12 protein-coding genes are annotated in these 17,798 nt (G+C 61.7%); 2 read left to right on the forward strand and 10 right to left on the reverse strand.

From position 1 onward, the window contains the following. Positions 1–96: 96 nt before the first annotated feature. Positions 97–1,536 (forward strand): cardiolipin synthase, encoded by a 1,440-nt coding sequence (gene cls / locus J3P95_RS25165; protein ID WP_434579290.1) that lies wholly within the window; start codon positions 97–99, stop codon positions 1,534–1,536. Here cls and cfaB read toward each other — a convergent pair. The 9 genes from cfaB to J3P95_RS25210 all read right to left on the reverse strand — a co-directional run bounded on the left by cfaB (position 1,533) and on the right by J3P95_RS25210 (position 14,303). Next, positions 1,533–2,720, reverse strand: coding sequence for a C17 cyclopropane fatty acid synthase CfaB (gene cfaB / locus J3P95_RS25170; RefSeq protein WP_434579288.1), 1,188 nt, complete (start codon positions 2,718–2,720; stop codon positions 1,533–1,535). The genes cls and cfaB overlap by 4 nt on opposite strands. Positions 2,721–2,918: 198 nt before the next feature. Further along, a complete protein-coding gene (locus J3P95_RS25175; RefSeq protein WP_434579286.1) occupies positions 2,919–4,814 on the reverse strand; it encodes a cation-translocating P-type ATPase in 1,896 nt (631 codons plus the stop codon). Then, the gene (gene hflK, locus J3P95_RS25180) at positions 4,811–5,863 is read right to left on the reverse strand and encodes a protease modulator HflK (RefSeq protein ID WP_434579283.1); all 1,053 of its coding nucleotides are present in this window, start codon (positions 5,861–5,863) and stop codon (positions 4,811–4,813) included. Before hflK ends, J3P95_RS25175 begins: the two co-directional genes overlap by 4 nt. Beyond that, positions 5,860–6,900: a protease modulator HflC gene (gene hflC / locus J3P95_RS25185; protein WP_434579281.1), complete on the reverse strand. Its 1,041-nt coding sequence runs from the start codon at positions 6,898–6,900 to the stop codon at positions 5,860–5,862. Before hflC ends, hflK begins: the two co-directional genes overlap by 4 nt. Continuing rightward, a complete protein-coding gene (locus J3P95_RS25190) occupies positions 6,897–8,861 on the reverse strand; it encodes an SPFH domain-containing protein (protein ID WP_434579279.1) in 1,965 nt (654 codons plus the stop codon). Before J3P95_RS25190 ends, hflC begins: the two co-directional genes overlap by 4 nt. Positions 8,862–9,215: 354 nt before the next feature. Then, positions 9,216–11,366: a hypothetical protein gene (locus J3P95_RS25195; RefSeq protein ID WP_434579277.1), complete on the reverse strand. Its 2,151-nt coding sequence runs from the start codon at positions 11,364–11,366 to the stop codon at positions 9,216–9,218. Further along, positions 11,353–12,546 (reverse strand): DUF3142 domain-containing protein, encoded by a 1,194-nt coding sequence (locus J3P95_RS25200; RefSeq protein ID WP_434579275.1) that lies wholly within the window; start codon positions 12,544–12,546, stop codon positions 11,353–11,355. The genes J3P95_RS25195 and J3P95_RS25200 overlap by 14 nt, the downstream gene beginning before the upstream one ends. A 102-nt stretch (positions 12,547–12,648) precedes the next feature. After that, positions 12,649–13,275 carry a glutathione S-transferase family protein gene (locus tag J3P95_RS25205; RefSeq protein WP_434579273.1) on the reverse strand — a complete coding sequence of 209 codons (627 nt, stop codon included), beginning with the start codon at positions 13,273–13,275 and terminating at the stop codon, positions 12,649–12,651. A gap of 125 nt (positions 13,276–13,400) precedes the next feature. After that, entirely contained in the window at positions 13,401–14,303 is a 903-nt protein-coding gene (locus J3P95_RS25210; protein WP_434579271.1) for a LysR family transcriptional regulator, read from the reverse strand. Between the two features lie 229 nt (positions 14,304–14,532). On the opposite strand from J3P95_RS25210, the gene J3P95_RS25215 reads away from it, so the two are divergent. Beyond that, positions 14,533–16,737, forward strand: a complete 2,205-nt coding sequence (locus J3P95_RS25215) for an LTA synthase family protein (RefSeq protein WP_434579269.1) — start codon at positions 14,533–14,535, stop codon at positions 16,735–16,737. Positions 16,738–16,797: 60 nt separating this feature from the next. Here J3P95_RS25215 and J3P95_RS25220 read toward each other — a convergent pair whose 3' ends face one another. After that, on the reverse strand, positions 16,798–17,787 hold the full coding sequence (locus J3P95_RS25220) for an aspartate-semialdehyde dehydrogenase (RefSeq protein WP_434559668.1): 990 nt from the start codon (positions 17,785–17,787) through the stop codon (positions 16,798–16,800). Between the last annotated feature and the right edge of the window lie 11 nt (positions 17,788–17,798).

Below are 17,798 nucleotides of genomic sequence, written 5' to 3' on the forward strand. Positions count from 1 at the left end.
AGACTTCGGTTCAGGCCCGAGCGAGTGAATTAAATAGCGACATTCGCGGTGGAACATGGTCTGTTAAGCATCGAACCTCAGGAGCACGGCTGCCCCATGGATTATTTCGGCCCGCATGTTTTTGGTTACCTGATCGCGCTGCTTCACACCCTCGGCTCCATCGCTGCCGTTCATGCAGTGCTTACCGTGCGAACCGCCCAAGGTTCGATCGCCTGGGCCCTGTCACTGGTGTTCATTCCCTACCTGACACTGATTCCCTACCTGGTTTTTGGTCGCAGCACCTTCGACGGTTACATCAAGGCGCGCCGGCAAGCCAACGAAGAAATGCGCAAGGCAATCTCGGAGCTGAATTGGCGCCCCTGGGTTGAGGAAGCGCTGACCGCTCGCGCTTCCCAGGCTTATGCCTCGTTACGGGCGATGCCTAAATTGGGCCGGGCACCGTGCCTGGCGAACAATCAGGTGCGGTTGCTGGTAGACGGAAAGGTGACGTTCGAGGCTATTTTCCAAGCCATTGAAAACGCCAGGGAAGCGGTGCTGGTTCAGTTCTTCATCATCCACGACGACCGTCTCGGACAACGCCTGCAAGCACTGCTTTTGAAGAAAGCCGCCGAAGGCGTGGCGGTGTATCTGCTTTATGACCGTATCGGCAGTCATTCCCTGCCCCACCGTTACGTCCAGGCGCTACGTGACGGCGGCGTCCACGTGAAGGCGTTCGCCACTCGCAGCGGCTGGCTCAACCGGTTCCAGGTCAACTTCCGTAACCATCGCAAGATAGTGGCCGTGGACGGTGTCCTGGGCTTCGTTGGCGGCCACAATGTGGGCGATGAATATCTGGGTGAAAAGCCGCCCTTGGCTCCGTGGCGCGATACCCATGTCGAAGTCCGCGGTCCCGTCGTGGGGAGCATGCAGGAGTCATTTGCTGAAGACTGGTTCTGGGCAGCCCGCTCGTTGCCGCCGCTGATCCTTCCGGACACCTATCCAGAGGGCGGCGTACTCTGCCAGCTATTATCCAGCGGTCCGGCCGATGCCTACGAAACCTGCTCGCTGTTCTTTGTCGAGGCCATCCATGCCGCGAGCGAGCGGGTCTGGATTACCACGCCGTATTTCATTCCCGACGAAGCAGTGTTTGCGGCACTGCGCCTCGCGGTCCTGCGCGGAGTGGATGTGCGCATTTTGCTGCCGTCGCGGCCAGACCACAAAATCGTCTACGCCGCGTCCAGCCTCTATGCCTTCGAAGCGGTCCGGGCCGGCGTGCGGGTGTTCCGTTATGAGCCTGGTTTCCTGCACCAGAAAGTTGTACTGGTCGACCGGGAAATAAGCGCCATCGGCAGCGCGAACCTGGATAACCGTTCGTTCCGATTGAATTTCGAGGTGATGCTTCTGACAGTGGATGCCACCTTCGCCAGCGAAGTGGAGCAGATGCTGGAAAACGATTTCGCCCAAGCCCACGAAATCGCCAAGCAAGAAAGCCGGGAGACCCACCGCCTGCAGAAAGTCGGCATGCGGATCGCCCGGCTTATTTCCCCGATCCTTTAAGGCGCGTAGATGTCTTCGCGGGTCCAGGGCAAATCATGGCTGCCATCGGCATGGGCCTTCACCGCGAGAATCTGGTGCAGGTTGATCCAACCCTTGGCAAACGCATAAGCGCAGCCGGCCAAGTAGAGTCGCCAGATTCGCAGCGCCTGTTCAGGCACTTCCCTGGAGGCGGCTTCGAGGTTGTCTTCGAGGTGCTCGCTCCAGTGGTCGAGCGTGCGCGCGTAATGCATGCGCAGGCTTTCCACGTCGACGATTTCCAATCCTGCTTCGCTGATCTCGGCGGAGATCATCGACAAGTGTGGCAGTTCACCGTTGGGGAACACGTATTTCTCGATGAACTCACCCGCGCCGCGACCAACCGGTCGGCCGTCGGTGTGCTTGGCAGTAATCCCATGGTTCATTACCAAGCCACCCTCGCGAACGGCGCCGAACAGCGTCTTGCAGTACTGCGCCAGATTGGCGTGCCCTACGTGCTCGAACATACCGACGCTGACCACTTTGTCGAAGCGACCGTCCTGGGGCAGGTCCCGGTAATCCATCAGCTGGAGTTCAACTTGATCCGCCAGTCCTTGCGCCTCGACCCGCTCCCGGGCCAAGGCCAGTTGCGCGTTGCTCAAGGTGATGCCGAAAACCCTGGCGCCGAATTCTCGCGCCGCGAAGCGGGCCAACCCGCCCCACCCGCAACCGACGTCCAGCAGATAGTCGCCCGGTTGCAGGCGCAACTTGCGACACAGATGGCGGAACTTGGCTTGCTGCGCTTGTTCGAGGGTTTCGCTGCCGGTTTCGAAATAGCCGCATGAATACACCATGTCGCTGTCGAGCCAGAGCTGATAGAAGGCGTTGGATAAATCGTAATGGTAGGAGATCGCCTTGGCGTCGGTTTCCTTGTCATGGACCGAGCGCACCGGCAAATGACTGTCGTCGTCTTCCACCAGGGCCTGGCTCAACTCGTCGCAGACCCGAATGACTTCGTTGATCGAGCCCTCGAGTTCAAGTTTGCCTTCGACAAATGCCGCTCCCAATGCGTCCAGGCTGGGATGGGTGAATTGCGCAACCATTTGTGGGTCCTTGACCACAATCGTGACGCTGGGGTCGGCACCCAGCGTGAATTCATGGCCGTCCCAGAGCCGCAGCCGAAGCGGTAGATGCAGATTCTGCAAGGCCGGTGGAAGTTGAGCGAGCATGAGGTAACCCCCTCTTGTTTCAGACGTCTGAAATGAGGGTAGACCATGGTAGAAAAATAGCCGGCTATCGAATTTATAGCCTTTTTCTATCGTCTTCTAAATCTACTGTTTGAGCAGTAACCGCCTGAAGTGGTACGCCCTCTCGTAAATGACTGTGGAAGCGACCAACAGTTCGCTTCAAGCGCTCGAGCGGACACGCTAGATTTTTGGCAACGGCTCCTGAAACCGCAGCAGTCGCCCAGCGTTACCCAATACCAATAATGTGCTTAAGTTATGCAGTAGCGCCGCGATCATCGCCCCCGCCGCCCCTAGCCAGCCGAATGCGGCGAAGGCGACGATGGCCAGCGTCCAGCCCAGGCCGATGATTACATTGACCTGGAGCGTCCGTCGGCATTGCCGACTCAGCCGCACGCAGGTGCCCAGGCGCCGCAGGTCGCTGCCAATCAGGACAATATCCGCCGACGCGAGGGCAATGTCCGCGCCGCTGGCGCCCATCGCAACGCCCACTACGCCGGCCTTGAGCGCCAACGAATCATTGATCCCGTCCCCCACCACCATGGGCCGGAACCCGTGGTCAATTTCGGCCATGACCCGTTTGAGCTTGTCTTCCGGCAAGGCCTGTGCCTGAACGTCACTAATGCCAACTTCTTCTGCCAGGGCAGCGGCCACGCTCTGGCGATCACCGGTCAACAACAACTGGCGCCCCAGGCCGAGCGCGCGTAATTGCTCCAGGGCCGCCTCCGCTTCCGGCTTGACGCTGTCTGCCAGCAGCAACCAGGCGAGAAATTCTCCATTTAGGGCCAATCCGGCGATCGGGCCGTCATGGTCGGGAATCGTCGAGGTTTGGATACCCAATTGGGCAAACAACTCGGGGCGGCCGAGTGCTGCCTCCCCTTGCTCGGTCGTTGCCACCACACCCAAACCCTGGCGTTCGTGGATATCGGTGAGCGGCAGATAATGGTGCTGTTCCACCAAGCTCGCCAAAGCACGACTGACCGGATGACTGCTGGCCGAGCCGAGGCTGGCGGCCAATGGCAGCAGCACGGTGCGATCAGCCGAGGCACTTTGGATCGACTGCAGGCGCAACGTGCCATACGTCAAAGTGCCGGTCTTGTCGATGACCAACGATGTCAGGTCCGCCAGCTCCTCAAGGAAGGCCGAGCTGCGAATCAAGATGCCATGGCGCGCCGCCACCGCAATGCCGGCAATCGCCGTGGCCGGCGCCGACAGCACCAGGGCGCAGGGACACGCCGCGACCAGAACCGCGAGCATCGCCTGGGCGTCGTTGGTCACGAACCAGGTCACCGCCGCCAGCAACAACACCAACACCAGATAACTGCCGGCGTATCGTTCCAGCAAACGCGTAATGGGTGGCTTGGAGCGCTCGGCGTTTTGCATCAGGGCAATCACCTTGCCCAGCGTCGATTCCTCGCCGGTGCGCGTCACTTCCAGACGCAGCAGACCATCAAGATTGATCGCGCCACCAAACACTTCGACGCCGGCCACAGCTTCCAATGGCACCGACTCCCCGGTAATCGGCGCGGTGTCGAGACTCGCCTGGCCGGACAACACCCGACCGTCGGCGGGCACCCGATCTCCGGCCCGAACCTCCACCACATCGCCAGGTCGCAACGAACCGTTATCGACTTCGACAATCGAGCCGTCGGCCTGCACCTTGCGGCCCTGGCTGCGGGTCAACTGGCCGAGGGCGTGAATCGCTTCTTGGGAACCAATGACACTGCGCTCTTCCAGCACGTGACCAAAAATCATGATGATCGGCAGCAGAGCCGCGGTCAGTAGATCGCCAGTGGCCCAGGCGCCGAGCATCGCCAGGGCGATCAGTTGATCGGTGATCCCGTGCAGGCTTGGATAACGCAAGCTGTACCAGGCGGAACGCATCACCGGCACCGCCACTAGCAGTGAGGCAACCCCCAACATTAGTTGGCTGACCCCGCTTTGCTCCGGCGACCAGCCGCGCCACGCAAGGCCTAAGGCAAGCAGGCCGAGGGCGAGCATCGCCAAGGTCAGTTGCCGCGCGGCTGATCGCTGCTCGGCGGAGGACAACATCGGCATGGCTGTGTTTTGAGCGGTCATTGGCCGGCTCCCTGGATGATCAGTCGGCTGTCGTCTTTCGGGTCGACCGTGGTGACTGACCCCGCTCGGCGGAGGATGTCAGGCATGCGTTCGCGGTAAAGGCGCAGCAACATCTGAGGATCCTGACCCTGGGTTTTCGCCAACCCAAACACCGTAGCCGTATCCGCCGAAGCCTTGGCGAGCCGCTCGCCGCCCTGTGCATGGGCCACTTGCAGCGCACGATCGGCGTCCTGCCGGGCCGCCTGGGTTTGTTTTTCGGCTTCGGTGCGAGCATTGGCGACGGCTTTGTCGGCTTCCTGACTAGCAGTCAATACCGCATTGAACGCCCCCACCGCTGGACCCGGCAGGCTCGATTGCACATCGACCCGGACCACTTCGATCCCCAGCCCTTGCCCTGTCGCTGCAAGATCAGCCAAGCGGCGGTTGATGCCTTGCACCAAGTCGCCACGCAAGCGTTCGCGGCGCTCCGCAGCCTGGTTGTCGCTACCCAGCAGTTCAGGCCTGGCCACCAGAATGGTGTCCAGGTCCCGGGCGGCGGCGAGTGCAACGGCGCTGCGGGTCGCCAGTCGGTCCAGCGCCGGCAGCACATGTTCACCTTGCAGGACGTAGGCGTAAGGCTCGGTGACTTTGTAGAATGCTCGCACATCCAGCTGCACCACACCCGCGTCACCGGTCAATAAATAACCAGAGCCCGCCAATGCGTCGCTGACCGGGGCAGCGAAACTGGCGACACGATCAGCTTGCAGAGCCGCGTCGGAACGCAACAGATTGTCGATCCTTCGCTCCAGTACGCGATCCGCAGCGGGCAAAAGAATCACCTGCTCCACGGGACGAGGCCAGGCGATCAAGAGCCCGGCGTTCTGGATTCGATCAAGGGCACCAAAGTGCATCACTACCGCCCGATCCTGCGGATCGATCTGCCGCACATTAGAAAAAACCCAAGCCAACGCAGCCAAAATCGTGACCGCATAAAGTGCAAGAAACGCCAAGCGCCCGGCCTGGATCCATGGGCTGGACAACTCGTTTGTTCCACGTGGAACCAAACTCATGGCTGTGTTCCACCCTTGAGTTCAGCCGTCGGAGGACCGTCTACCAAGACACGGAACGGTGCGGCGTCAGTGCGCAGGATCAACCTGGTGCCTGGGCTGACAATAGTGCTCAGGGTGTCCAGTGAGCGCAGCAGGTTGTAAAGCTGAGGCGAACCCGCATAGGCCTTGCCATAGATTTCAGCCGCCTCTACCCGAGACTGCGCCTCGATTTCAGCGGCTTTAACCGTTGCATCAGCTTGCAGGATTCGCGCATCACGCTCGGCGGCGGACCGAATTTGCGCAGCCTCACGCTTACCGATGGCCGTGCGCTCCGTAGCGATGGTTTCGCGCTCTGCACGCATACGGTCCACCGTTGCAGTGAGCGTCACTGACGGCAGCGTCAGGCGCTCGATGCCAACCTGAAGTACGCGCACGCCGTAGGTGGCCAACAGTTGCTGTTCGATTTGCTGGCGCAACTGGGCTTCGAAATCAGCAATGCGCACTTGGCTGGCATCGGTGTTGACCAAGTTTGCCAGGTCATAACTGGCGGCCGTGGTCTCCAGGGCTGAACCGACAAACGTGCGGATTTGCCGCGCAGCTTCGTCCGGCTGGTTCTGCACGGCGCGCATGAAACGCTGCACATTGTCCGTGTCACCCTGCACCTGCCACGTTACGTAGGCCTGGACGATGATCCGTAATCCGTCGCGCGTACCGACGTCCTGCAAACCACTGGAGCTGGTACGAAGGCGCAAATCCACCGGGATCGCCGCTTCGAAAGGCGCTGGCCAGCGCCAGCTCAGGCCCGGCTGCAGCAACACCCGCGCCGGATTGCCAAAACGCGTGATGACGGTGGCTTCACCTGACCGCACTTGCACCAGGCTGGCGGCGGCAATAGCAAAGGCCACCAGCAACACTGCCCAACCCATCCGCCGCCAGGGAAACGGCCCGGCCTCCTGCGGATCGCCGTGATGGGCGTGATGATGTCCGTGGTGATGGCCAGCATGGCCGTGATCGTGACCGGCGTGGTCGTGGTGATCGTGTGACGAAGACTGGCTCAATGGGCAGCTCCTGGCTGGGCAGGGTTACGTGGCGACGCGGGGTCCGCCGGCAGCGTGAAGGTACGCAGGTCTATGGTCGGCGCGTTGCCGCTGCCGCCCAGGCGATGATCGAGTATCAGCAGATTGGCCTGGCCAAGTCCCTGGCTCAGCTGGCTGAGGTACTGCTCCAGGACGAAGGCGGGCCCCGCCGACGCGTAGGCTTTGCGTTCGGCATTGAAACGCAAGTCTGCAGCTTGGGCGGTAGCACTGATTTCCCGGGCGGCACCTTGAGCCCGGTCATGGGCAACGCTCGCTTGCAATTGCGCCTGGTTGGTCTGTTCCGCAGCGGCGCCACGCTCCCGGGCAATCAGTGCCTGGGCACCGAACTGCGCCGCTTGCACGCCGTGGTAGGCATTGGCCGCACCGGCCGGCGGGTGAATCGCCTCGACCACCGTCGCGAGAATCTCCACGCCGCTGTCGAGTGATTGCAAGTCGGCCTGCACCGCACGGCCGATTTCATCCGCCAGGCTGACACGGTCCGCACCGAGCAAACCGTCCAGCGTGCGCGACGCAAACTCATGCACGAGGATGCGGCTGGCGGTGCTGCGGATCAACGCCGGCACATCCGCACTGTTGTAAGTGGCCGCCAGTGCGGCGGCGTCCGTCAAGCCGATGCGATATACGAAGCGCACGTCCATGTTGACGATCTGGAAGCTTTGTTGATCGCCGCGCCGGCTGGCAATCACTTGGGATTTGTCGTTCACATGACTGGCGTCCCATAAGCGATTGGCAACCGTCGGGGCAGGCCCTTCCGCTGGCTCAGCTTCCGGGACCGCCTTGTTATCGCCGATACTGGTCGCCAACTCATGCACAACGCCGTTTTCTACTCTGAGCACCCTGCCCCACGGCCAAGGCAGCCCGGCATGCAGGCCCGGGCCGAAGACTTCCATCGGTTTACCAAACCGCTCATAGATGCCACGTGCTTGCAGCGGCACCTCATGCACGCCCGTCAGCAGCCAACCCACCAATGCCACCAGCGCCAGGACCGGCAAGAAGGCCCGGCGCATGTAGCTGAACGCCCAGATCTGGCGCAAGTCGATGCCGAAGCGGTTGTGCAGCTCCTGTTGCAGGGCCAGCAACGGTTGCGGCGGCCAGCGCAGCAGGTCGGCGATGACGCTTCGTCCCAGCAACGTCGGCTCCAGGGATTCTCGGCGCGGGCTGAATAACGAGAGCGCGGCGCGCAACAAGAACTCCACCGCCACCAGCCCAGGCAATACCCCGGTCAGCACCGCCAAGCGTACCGGCCATATCGACGATTCCCCGGCGAAGAGCAAGCACAAGGCAGTCAGCACAAGAACGGTGATGGCGACTCGTGACAGTTGCGCCAGCGACAATGCCTCCGGCCATTCGAGAGAAGATTGTTGAGCCAGTTGCCGCTCAAACACCAGCAAGCCAAACGCCAACGACAATGCGAGCACGGCGCCGACACTGGCCGATATGCCGAGCGAAGCAGCCGGAAGATCGAGGTTCCAAGCCTGCTCCAGGCTCAGCAGGGCCAAGATCGACCAGCCGGCGAGCCACAAGGCAGGCGCTCCGATCTGCTTCAACAAACCCACCCAGCGTGCGCTGATTCGCTCGAGCATTTGCTCATACCAGCCGGTGTTATCCACAGGCTCGGCGGCGGCAAGAAGAAGGGTATCGACCTGGGGCAGGAGCGCCTGGCTGCGCCATTTGGCCACCCAGCCAGCCGATTGCAAGCCCGCCACCAGTACAATCAAACCGGCACTTTGGCTAACCAGCAGCGCAGGCCATACCGACTGCGGCGAAAACACTGCCGTAAAAAACGCGAGCAACAACCCAACGCCCGCCAGACCGGCCAGCGCCAAAACGATCCGCTTCAAGCGATGCGCTTGCAACGTTGCCTGCTGGAAGCGCGGCCACTCAGCCACTTGTGCCCCTTGGATATCAAGATCGACTTGCATGTCACCCCAGTGCTGATGGCGATCAAAAATCCGCATGGGCAACCGACGCCCAATGCCGCTCCGTTACATGGCGTTACCTTATAACCGTTTCTGTGAAATTTCTGTTTTGAATTGTTCATGACCAGCCAGACGCCCGTCACTTGAGGTAAGCCTTGACCGAATGCTTCGGAAACGCCCTAGGACCCTTGAATTCGCCAACCTGGGCATCAACGTCAGCCCCACCCCACTCGCTCGGAAGCGCTGCGCCAGGCGGCGATGGATGTGGAAGGCATGGCCACGCAGATGTAGGCATGGCATGCACTGCGGTGGATTCCTGCGGCGGGGGAACAAGCTCCCTCGCCACAGCTTGATTGGCTAATCGGCCGCCATCCGCGCCTTGCGCTTGCGGCGGCTGATGAATGCCAGCACCACGGCCACCACCAGCACCGCGCCGCCCGCCTCCAGCCAAATCTTGAAAGGCCGCAGGGTCGAGCGAATCGGCGCGAGGGCCTGTGTGACGTAGCGTTTACTCGCCTGGTCGAACGCCGGTTCCGCACATTGATGTCCGAAATCCCACGCCCATTCCACGTAGGGGCCTTCCTTCACGTAACGTTGATACAACGCGCTTTGCTCTTGGAGACTCGAGTTGTACCCCACCGCCTTGCACAACACCGCCGCAAACGCTTGGCTGGTGTGTGGCAAATGATCGGCAGCCTGGCTCGCCAACGCCGTGGCGACAAAACGGTAGTGATAACGCACGTCCGGTTGCGCTGCGCTGGCCTGTTGCCGTTGCACTTCGCCTTCGGCCACCAGCGGACCGATCTTCAGCTCCACCGGCTCAAAGCTGTAGTTGCCGTCCAGGCTCGCGTAATCCGGCGCCATCTCGTAGCCCAGCAATTGCATGCCGGACTTGCGCGCGATGACGGAAGCGTTGAAGTAAGCCTCTGCCCGACTGGTCGGCCACCATTTGGACTCGGCTTCCTGCCGCAACTTTGCGTAGGCGCGGGCCTTGTCCTGTAGCTCGGCGTTATCGAAATAAGCCGCCGCCTCGTCGTAGCGTCCCTCACGCAGCAGGCGACGTCCCAGCAGGTTGCGCAGCTTCGCGGCTCCGGACAACTGCACATAATTGTCCCGATCCTCCTGGCTCAACGGCGGCGGTGCCGGCACCTGGGCGTCGACATATTGCTTGAGTTCCTCGACGGTCAGCACGCGCTCGGCGACCGTCGCGGCGTCATACCAATAATTGCCCTGGCCGCGATAAAGCTGATCGAACGCTTGCAGATAGTCGCCCCGCTGCAACGCGAGGATCGCGCTTTCGCCCTCGATCCTGCACTTGGGCTGTACCGTCTCGTAATCCCAGTCTGGCGTGCGGCGGGCGCCCCAGGATTCGTCTTGCGGAAAAGCCTGGGCGGCCTTGGCATAAGCCGCCGCCGCAGCGACTTTGTCGCCCTCGCGCAACGCAAGTTTGGCCCGTACCCACCAGGCCAATCCGGTGTCGGCGGCCTTGTCTGCAAACGCCTTTGCGCCGGCGTAATCCGCATGTTGATAACTCACCGCCGCCAAGCGATCAGCGTCTTCCAGGTTGCCCTGGGCGCTGGCTTGCAGGAGCTTGACGAGTTTTTTCTCGCCGGACGGCTCTTCGCCGTCCCACCAGCCGACACGGCTGAGCAAATAGGCGGTTACCAAGCGCTGGACCGCTTTTGCCTTGAGCAATTCGCCCAGGCGTTCATCCGACTCGACACTGAGGCCGCCCGCCAACTGCAGCAACGAGCTGTAGCCCACCGGGGAACCCTGAGCGTTCTGGCTCGCATACAGGCCGATGGCAGCGTCCCAGTCGTCGGCGGTATAGGCGACCCTGGCCTCTTCGCCCAGGCTGGCGACGCCCAGTTCCAGCGGATCGCTGAAGCCGGCGATACTCAGCTCGCGAGCCTGGCGGAACGCTTGGCGAGCCTGATCCTGCATCACCGCCGGTTCGCCGCGCCCGGCCTCGACGCTCATGGCAAACAAGGCACGCCCCAGGGAATAGGCGGCCCAGGTACTGCGCAGCCGGCGCTCGTCGGGCGGCAGCGCCAGCAGTTGCTGGAACGATTCCACAGCCCGCGGATGGTCGCCCGCATTGAAGGCCGCCGCACCGATCGCATACAAGCGCAGCTCGGCGGGCAGGTTCGCCGCTTCGGCAACGACCTGCTCGACATCGCTCAATGCTCGCAAACGCTCCAGCACGGCTTGTTGCGGTGGCGTCAGGCCGATCTGTTCGGCCTTGTTGCGTTGTTCCACGTAGGAGGAAACATCGTCGTAGCTGTAATCCGGGTTGCGCGTTGCCTCGGTCACTGGCTTCAACCCCGCGATGGCCTGGCCGAGGCGGCTGACTTCGAAGCGAAAGCTGCCTTCGGGCAATTCAGCCAATGACTGGGCACGGTTATCCAGCAGGCGCATCGGGAAATCCGGCCCGCAAGCCAGTGCCTGGCCCAGCGGCAGGCTGAGGCTCAGGCACAGCAGGCGACGAGGCCAGTTACGGGTAGACATTGAATCCTCCTTGGTCGATTTTCGTACAGCGCGCCCAGCCGATAGCCCGTTGGGCACCGGCAGCCAAGCGGCCCTCCTGAATGCGGGTGAAGGTAAGCAGTCCGGGGGTTTGTTGCAACGTATAACCCGCCAAGGCATCGACCCCGTCACAGGCGCCTACCGCAAGGGTCAGGCGCAGGGGCCACGGGCTGTCGAGATTGCCCCGGTTCACCAGCCGGATATCGTAAAGGCCGTCTTGCTCGTCAACGTGCACCGCCAGGCGACTGTCGAGGCTGTCCCCACGGGCAACCGCGCCCAGCGTGGCCAGGCTCCAGGCACGCCGGTCCCCCGCCAGCGGCAGGCGAAACCAGATCAGCCCGGCCAAATGCTCCGGCGGCTCGGCACGCAGGTCCGCAACAAGCCCGGCCACGGTCTGCGGATCGGCCAACAATTCCCGACGCTCGCCGCCCCGGTCGATGGGCACTTCGCTTTCTACCATCGGCGCTCCGTTTTCCTCTGTCAGCAGCGCCACGCCATACGCCGGCAAGGCCAGATAAAAAGGCTGCGTGGTAACGCCGCCCCAGCGCTTGGCCCAGCGCCTGGCCTGGTCGGCATCGAACAACCCTTGCCGCGGATCGCTGACCGCATGGACCTGCAACACGCTGCTGTCCACCGTCTTCAACAGCTCGGGCAGTTCAGGGCTGTCGAGCCAGGCGGGCAGCGCCGTGATGCTTAGCTGCAACGTCGTCGGCAAGGTTTCGCGCAATCGCGCAAGGAATGTCCGGTAGGCCGGCAGTCGTGCGCTACCGGCATCGTGATCGATCTCAACCCCCACCGGCGCCAGGCCTTGGGCTTGCCAGTCATCCAGCACCTGTCGGATCTGCGCGATGACCTCGTCCTGGTTGAGGGATTTGAGCTGGCCGTCCAGGCGAATCACAGCCACCAGCGGCCGACCGTCAGCCTTGAGCATCGCCGGATCGATCCGCGCCCGGCTCCAGCCGGCGCCGGGAAATGCCTGCAACGCCAACACCCGAACACTGGAAAAGTCGTCACGACTCTGGCGCAGCGCCAACGCGTGAGCCGGCGTCCACTGGCGTTGCCAGATATAGAGTTGCTGATCGAGGACCAGAGGTGCGGGCTGATCGCAGCCATTCAGGAACAGCGCGGCAAGGGCCAGCGACAGCCTGTGGATAAAAGTCATGAAGCGCAGCCGCCCGCGGGAAAAGGCTGGCAGATTAGCGCTTTCGACGTCTAACAGAAACCGTGGCGAGGGCGTTTGCCCCCTCCACGAGCGGTCGAGTGCTCAAGCCTCCTTTTGCAGGCCCACCACGGTACGTGGCATCCCCACGAACCCGGGCAAGGCTTCGACCCGCGCCAGCCATGCGCGCACATGGGCATAGTCCTGCAGCGAAACATTGCCCTCTGGCGCATGGGCGGTGTAGCTGTAGCCAGCGATGTCGGCGATGGTTGGCGTATCACCGGCCAGATAGGCGCTGTTGCTCAATTCATGGTCGATGACCTGGAGCAGGCTGTGGGAACGGGCAATAACATCCTCGGCGTTATGGGACGCGCCGAATACGGTGATCAACCGCGCCGTGGCCGGTCCGGCGTGCAGAGGTCCGGCCGCTACCGACAGCCAACGCTGCACGCGAGCGGCGCCGACCGGGTCCGTTGGCAGCCAACGGCCTTGACCATATTTTTGTGCCAGGTACACCAGGATGGCGTTGGAATCAGCCAGCACCACACCATTGTCATCAATCACCGGCACTTGCCCGAACGGATTGATCGCGAGGAAATCAGGCTGTTTGTGCGCGCCCTTGGCCAAGTCGACGAAGATGACTTCGACTGGCAACTCGAGCAGCGACAGCATTAGCTGCACGCGGTGCGCGTGGCCAGAAAGGGGGAAGTGATAGAGCTTGATAGGGTTCATGGTCGACTCCGCTGGGAAATGACGCCATCGGTAAGCGGCGTCGATGGCTTCATCCTCTGCTCAAGCCCGGGGTTATAGAATCACCTGAAAGCGCAATCCATCATTTCTATCGGCGCAACAATGCGTCAGCCCTTCAATGCCGGGTGTTCGCGCAACGCGCTGACGATGAAGTCGACGAAGCTGCGAACCCGTGCCGGCGCATTGCGGCCACCCTGGTACACCACATGGATCGGCGACGGCGGCAGCTCGAAGTCAGCCAGGACGATTTCCAGCTCGCCGGCGGCAACGTTGGCCGCCACTTGATAGGACAGGACCCGCGTCATCCCCAATCCCTGGCACGCTGCACCAATGGCCGCCTGATTGGCCGTGACCACCAGCCGAGGCGCGGGCCGGACTGACAGCGGCTGGCCTGCCTCGACGAAGGTCCAGTTCCTGATCTGGCCAATGGCTGATGACGACACCACGGGCATCCGCTCGAGGTCTTGTGGGTGCTGGGGCCGGCCATGGCGGGCGAAATATTGCGCAGAACCGCACACCACCCACCGCACCTCGCCGACACGAACGGCGTGCAAGCTGCTGTCGGGTAACTCGCCGATGCGCACGGCGACGTCAATGCCCTCCTCGACCATGCTGACGGTGCGATCCAGCAACAGGGCGTTGATACAGACCTCGGAAAACCGCTCCAGGTAATCCACCAGCACCGGCGTGACAAACAATTGGCCGAACAGCACGGGCGCGGTAATGGTCAGTTGCCCGCGAGGCTGGGCGTGGCTGTCTGCCGCCGAATCCTCGGCTTCCTGCAAATCGCCGAGGATCCGCCGACAGTCGTCGAGAAAGCGCTGGCCGGCTTCACTCAGATAGACGTTGCGCGTGGTACGTACCAGCAGCGGCGTTCCAATGCGTTGCTCCAGCGCCGCCACTGCCCGCGTCACGCTGGCGGCCGACAGCCCCAGGCGTCGCGCAGCCGAGGAAAACCCCGAGTCCTGGGCGACGGCGACGAATACCTGCATTTCCTGGAACCTGTCCATCCATCCCCCGGTGAGAAATCCTGATACAAGTTTGCGCACGCCTCTAAACCGCTTTGCATGGCCATTGTAAAGGTCCCGCAAGCGAACCACAGCCAGGCACAGGGTTGTCGAGCGGTCGCTGACAGCTACGCTTGGTACTATCACTCACAATGTCATTACATTTTCGTGACCAATTTAGGGAATCCTGCGGTTATCCGAAGGATTAGCTCCAACCGAAAGGCCCATATTTGTGAACTTTTTTTACCGCTCACTCACCCATCCGCTTGCGCCCCTCGCCTCCTTGGCCGGAGCCGTCCTCTTCGTCCCCATGGGCGTGCGGCTTGCATTGGGCTGGTCCGACCCGCTGGGTTATCTTTCGGACCTGGCGATCGGCGTCTTGTTAATCACGCTGCTGTATCGACGCCCCTGGTGGTTGGCACTGCCGGTGCTGCTGGCCTGGTGTGCGCTGACGCTGGCTTGCATCGAGTTGGTCAATGCCGTGGGCCGGATGCCGACACCAGCGGACATCCAGTATCTGATCGACCCGCAATTCGTCGAGAACTCCACCAGCGGTGGCTTCGCACATCCTTGGCTTGCCGCAATGGTGCTGGCCGCGCTGGCGCTGTGGTTGATCGTCCAGTGGACCAATCGGCGCCGCCAGGCGCCGCCGTTGCCGCGCCATGCCTGGGCGCTGCCGATCGTGCTTTTGCTGGCCCACAGCACCGTGCAAACCTGGCGGCCCAACGAGGCGGACCAATGGAACCTGTTCAACCTGCCCCATCAACTCATCACCGCAGGCTTCGCCGCCGGTCAGGAGCATATCGAGCAACGTTTTGCCGGCGATGTGCCGGATCAGGCTCCGCCCATGGAAGGACTCACCCGGCTGGACCTTGATGGACATAAACTGCTGGCTGCACCGGGCCAAGCGCGCAACGTCCTCGTCATCGCTCTGGAAGGAATCCCCGGCGCCTACTTGGAAACCAACCGCCAAGCCCTGAAAAGCAGTTATCAGGAAAACCTCATGCCGCGCCTCAGTGCCTGGGCCGAACGCGGCATGAACACGCCTGATTATGTGCTGCACAGTCACCAGACCATCCGGGGCTTGTACGCGATGCTGTGTGGCGACTACGACAAACTCGACGATGGCACCCCAAAGGGTGTCGAGATGTTGAACCAGACCCAACGCAACCAGGCCTGCCTACCGGCTCAGTTGCGCAAGAACGGCTTCTCCACGCACTTCCTGCAAGGCGCTGGCCTGCGGTTCATGGCCAAGGACCGGATCATGCCGCACATCGGCTTCGACACCACCTTGGGCATGGACTGGTTCACCCGCCCTGCCTATCTGGAATTCCCTTGGGGCAAGGATGACAAGACCTTCTTCGAAGGCGCGCTGGATTATGTCGGGCAATTGCAACAGGCCGACAAGCCTTGGATGCTGACCCTGCTGACCGTGGGCACGCATCAGCCCTACTCCGCGCCGGAGGACTATCTGGAACGCTACGACACCGCCAAGCAGGCCGCCGTGGGCTATCTGGACGACGCCCTGGACAGTTTCCTGACAGGCCTGGAACGCCAGGGGATCCTTGAAAACACGCTGGTGGTCATCACCTCGGACGAGTCCCATGGCATCGACGATGTACGCCTGGCATCGTCCTGGGGATTCAACCTGACGCTGGCGCCCGAGCCACTGCCCAGGATCAAGCCAGGCGTCTACGGCCACGTGGACCTGACCGCCTCGATTCTCGACTACTTCGGTTACAGGGTGCCCGCATCGTTGTCCGGTCGCTCGATGTTCCGGGACTACGCGACGGGCCGGGAAATCATGTCGTTCACCAACGGCAAGCTGCGCTATCACGATGGCAAGGGCACCTTCACTGAGTGCGATTTCCTCCAGCGTTGCCGCGACTACAAGAGCGAGGGCTTCATCGCCGATCGCGCCACCTACGCCGGGCAATACAGCGGCCAGCGCGCCAGGCTGATCAGCGCACGGGCCACGGCACTGGACCAGACGCTGCTTACCACGTCCTTGAACCAGCCCTATCAGTTCGGCAGTGCTGAAAAGATCCCCCTTCCCGCCCAGGTCATCAACGATTGGACTGACAACCTCATCGGCGCCCAATACCTGGAAATGCCCAAGGGCACTCGCACGCGTGTGAGCTTGACCATCCGCGCCGTGGATACGGACCACGCCGCCTATATCTCCCTGAAGGCCAAGGAATTCGAGCGGGACGTGCCGATGGATTTTCCCACCGAGGTGGCGGTGACTTCCGACCAGCCACTGGTGATGGACATCCATTTCGATAACCCGCAACCGCGCAAGGCGTTCTCCTTTCACTTGCTCGGCCATGGAACGGGCGCCATCGAAATCAGCGACTTCAGCGTCATCACCGAGCTGCCCGATCAGCCGGAATACCTGGATGACATGCAAGACGACAGCGAGCCTCAGTCCAGCTGAATGAAAAAACGCGCAACCACCGTAAAGTGATTGCGCGTTTTTACGCCATGCCTCGATGGATCAGTCATTGACCAATTGCATGATCTCGAACGCGTTCAGCGCCGCGCCACGCAGCAACTGATCACCACTAATAAACAGGTCCAGTCCATGTTCCCCGTAGATCAGGTTATAGCGGATCCGCCCAACCTCCACCGCATGCTTGTACGTGGACGTCATGGGCATCGGATAAACGCCCTGCTTGGGCTCATCCACCACCTCGACGCCCGGCGCAGCCGCCAAGAGCTCGCGCACCTGGGCCAGTGAACGCACCGGTTGCTTGAATCGCAGGCTCAGGCTCTCGGCATGGGAACGCAGGGTCGGCACCCGAACCGCTGTGGTGCTGATGGCCAGGTCCGGTTCGTCCAAAACCTTGCGCAACTCCCAGACCACTTTCATTTCTTCGCGGGTATAACCGTTGTCTTCGAACGAATCGACTTGAGGGATTACGTTGAATGCCAGGTTATGAGCGAAGTTTTCGCTGTCGTCCTGATCGCCGTAGTCACTGAACGCCTTGGCCTTCTCCCGCAGCTCGAGCATGGCGGGTTGCCCCGCGCCGCTGGCGGCCTGATAGGTGGAAATGATCGCGCTTTCCAACCCGAAGGCATCGTGCAACGGCCCCAGTACCATCAGTGCAATGGCTGAGGAGCAGTTGGGATTGGCAATCAACTTTTCGCCCTTGTAGCGCTGACCGTTGATTGGCGGAACCAGTAGCGGAATGTTCGGGTGGTAACGAAACGCCGACGAGTTATCGATCACGTAGGAGTTTTCAGCCAGACGCTCGCCATACTCCAAGGCGAATGAGCCTGAAACACAGAGGAACACGATATCGCACGAAGCGCAGCCTTCGACCGAAAAAGGCTCGATCACGTGCTCGGTATTACCCGCCTTCAAGCGCTTGCCGGCCGAACGTTCAGAGGCCATGCAGACCACTTCATAGTCGGTGTCTTCAAGCAATTGCAGCATGGTCATGCCCACTGCACCGGTGCAGCCCACTACGGCGACTTTCTTCATTTCAATTCCTT

The sequence above is a fragment of the Pseudomonas sp. Z5-35 genome (assembly GCF_051131945.1).
GTDB lineage: Bacteria > Pseudomonadota > Gammaproteobacteria > Pseudomonadales > Pseudomonadaceae > Aquipseudomonas > Aquipseudomonas marvdashtae.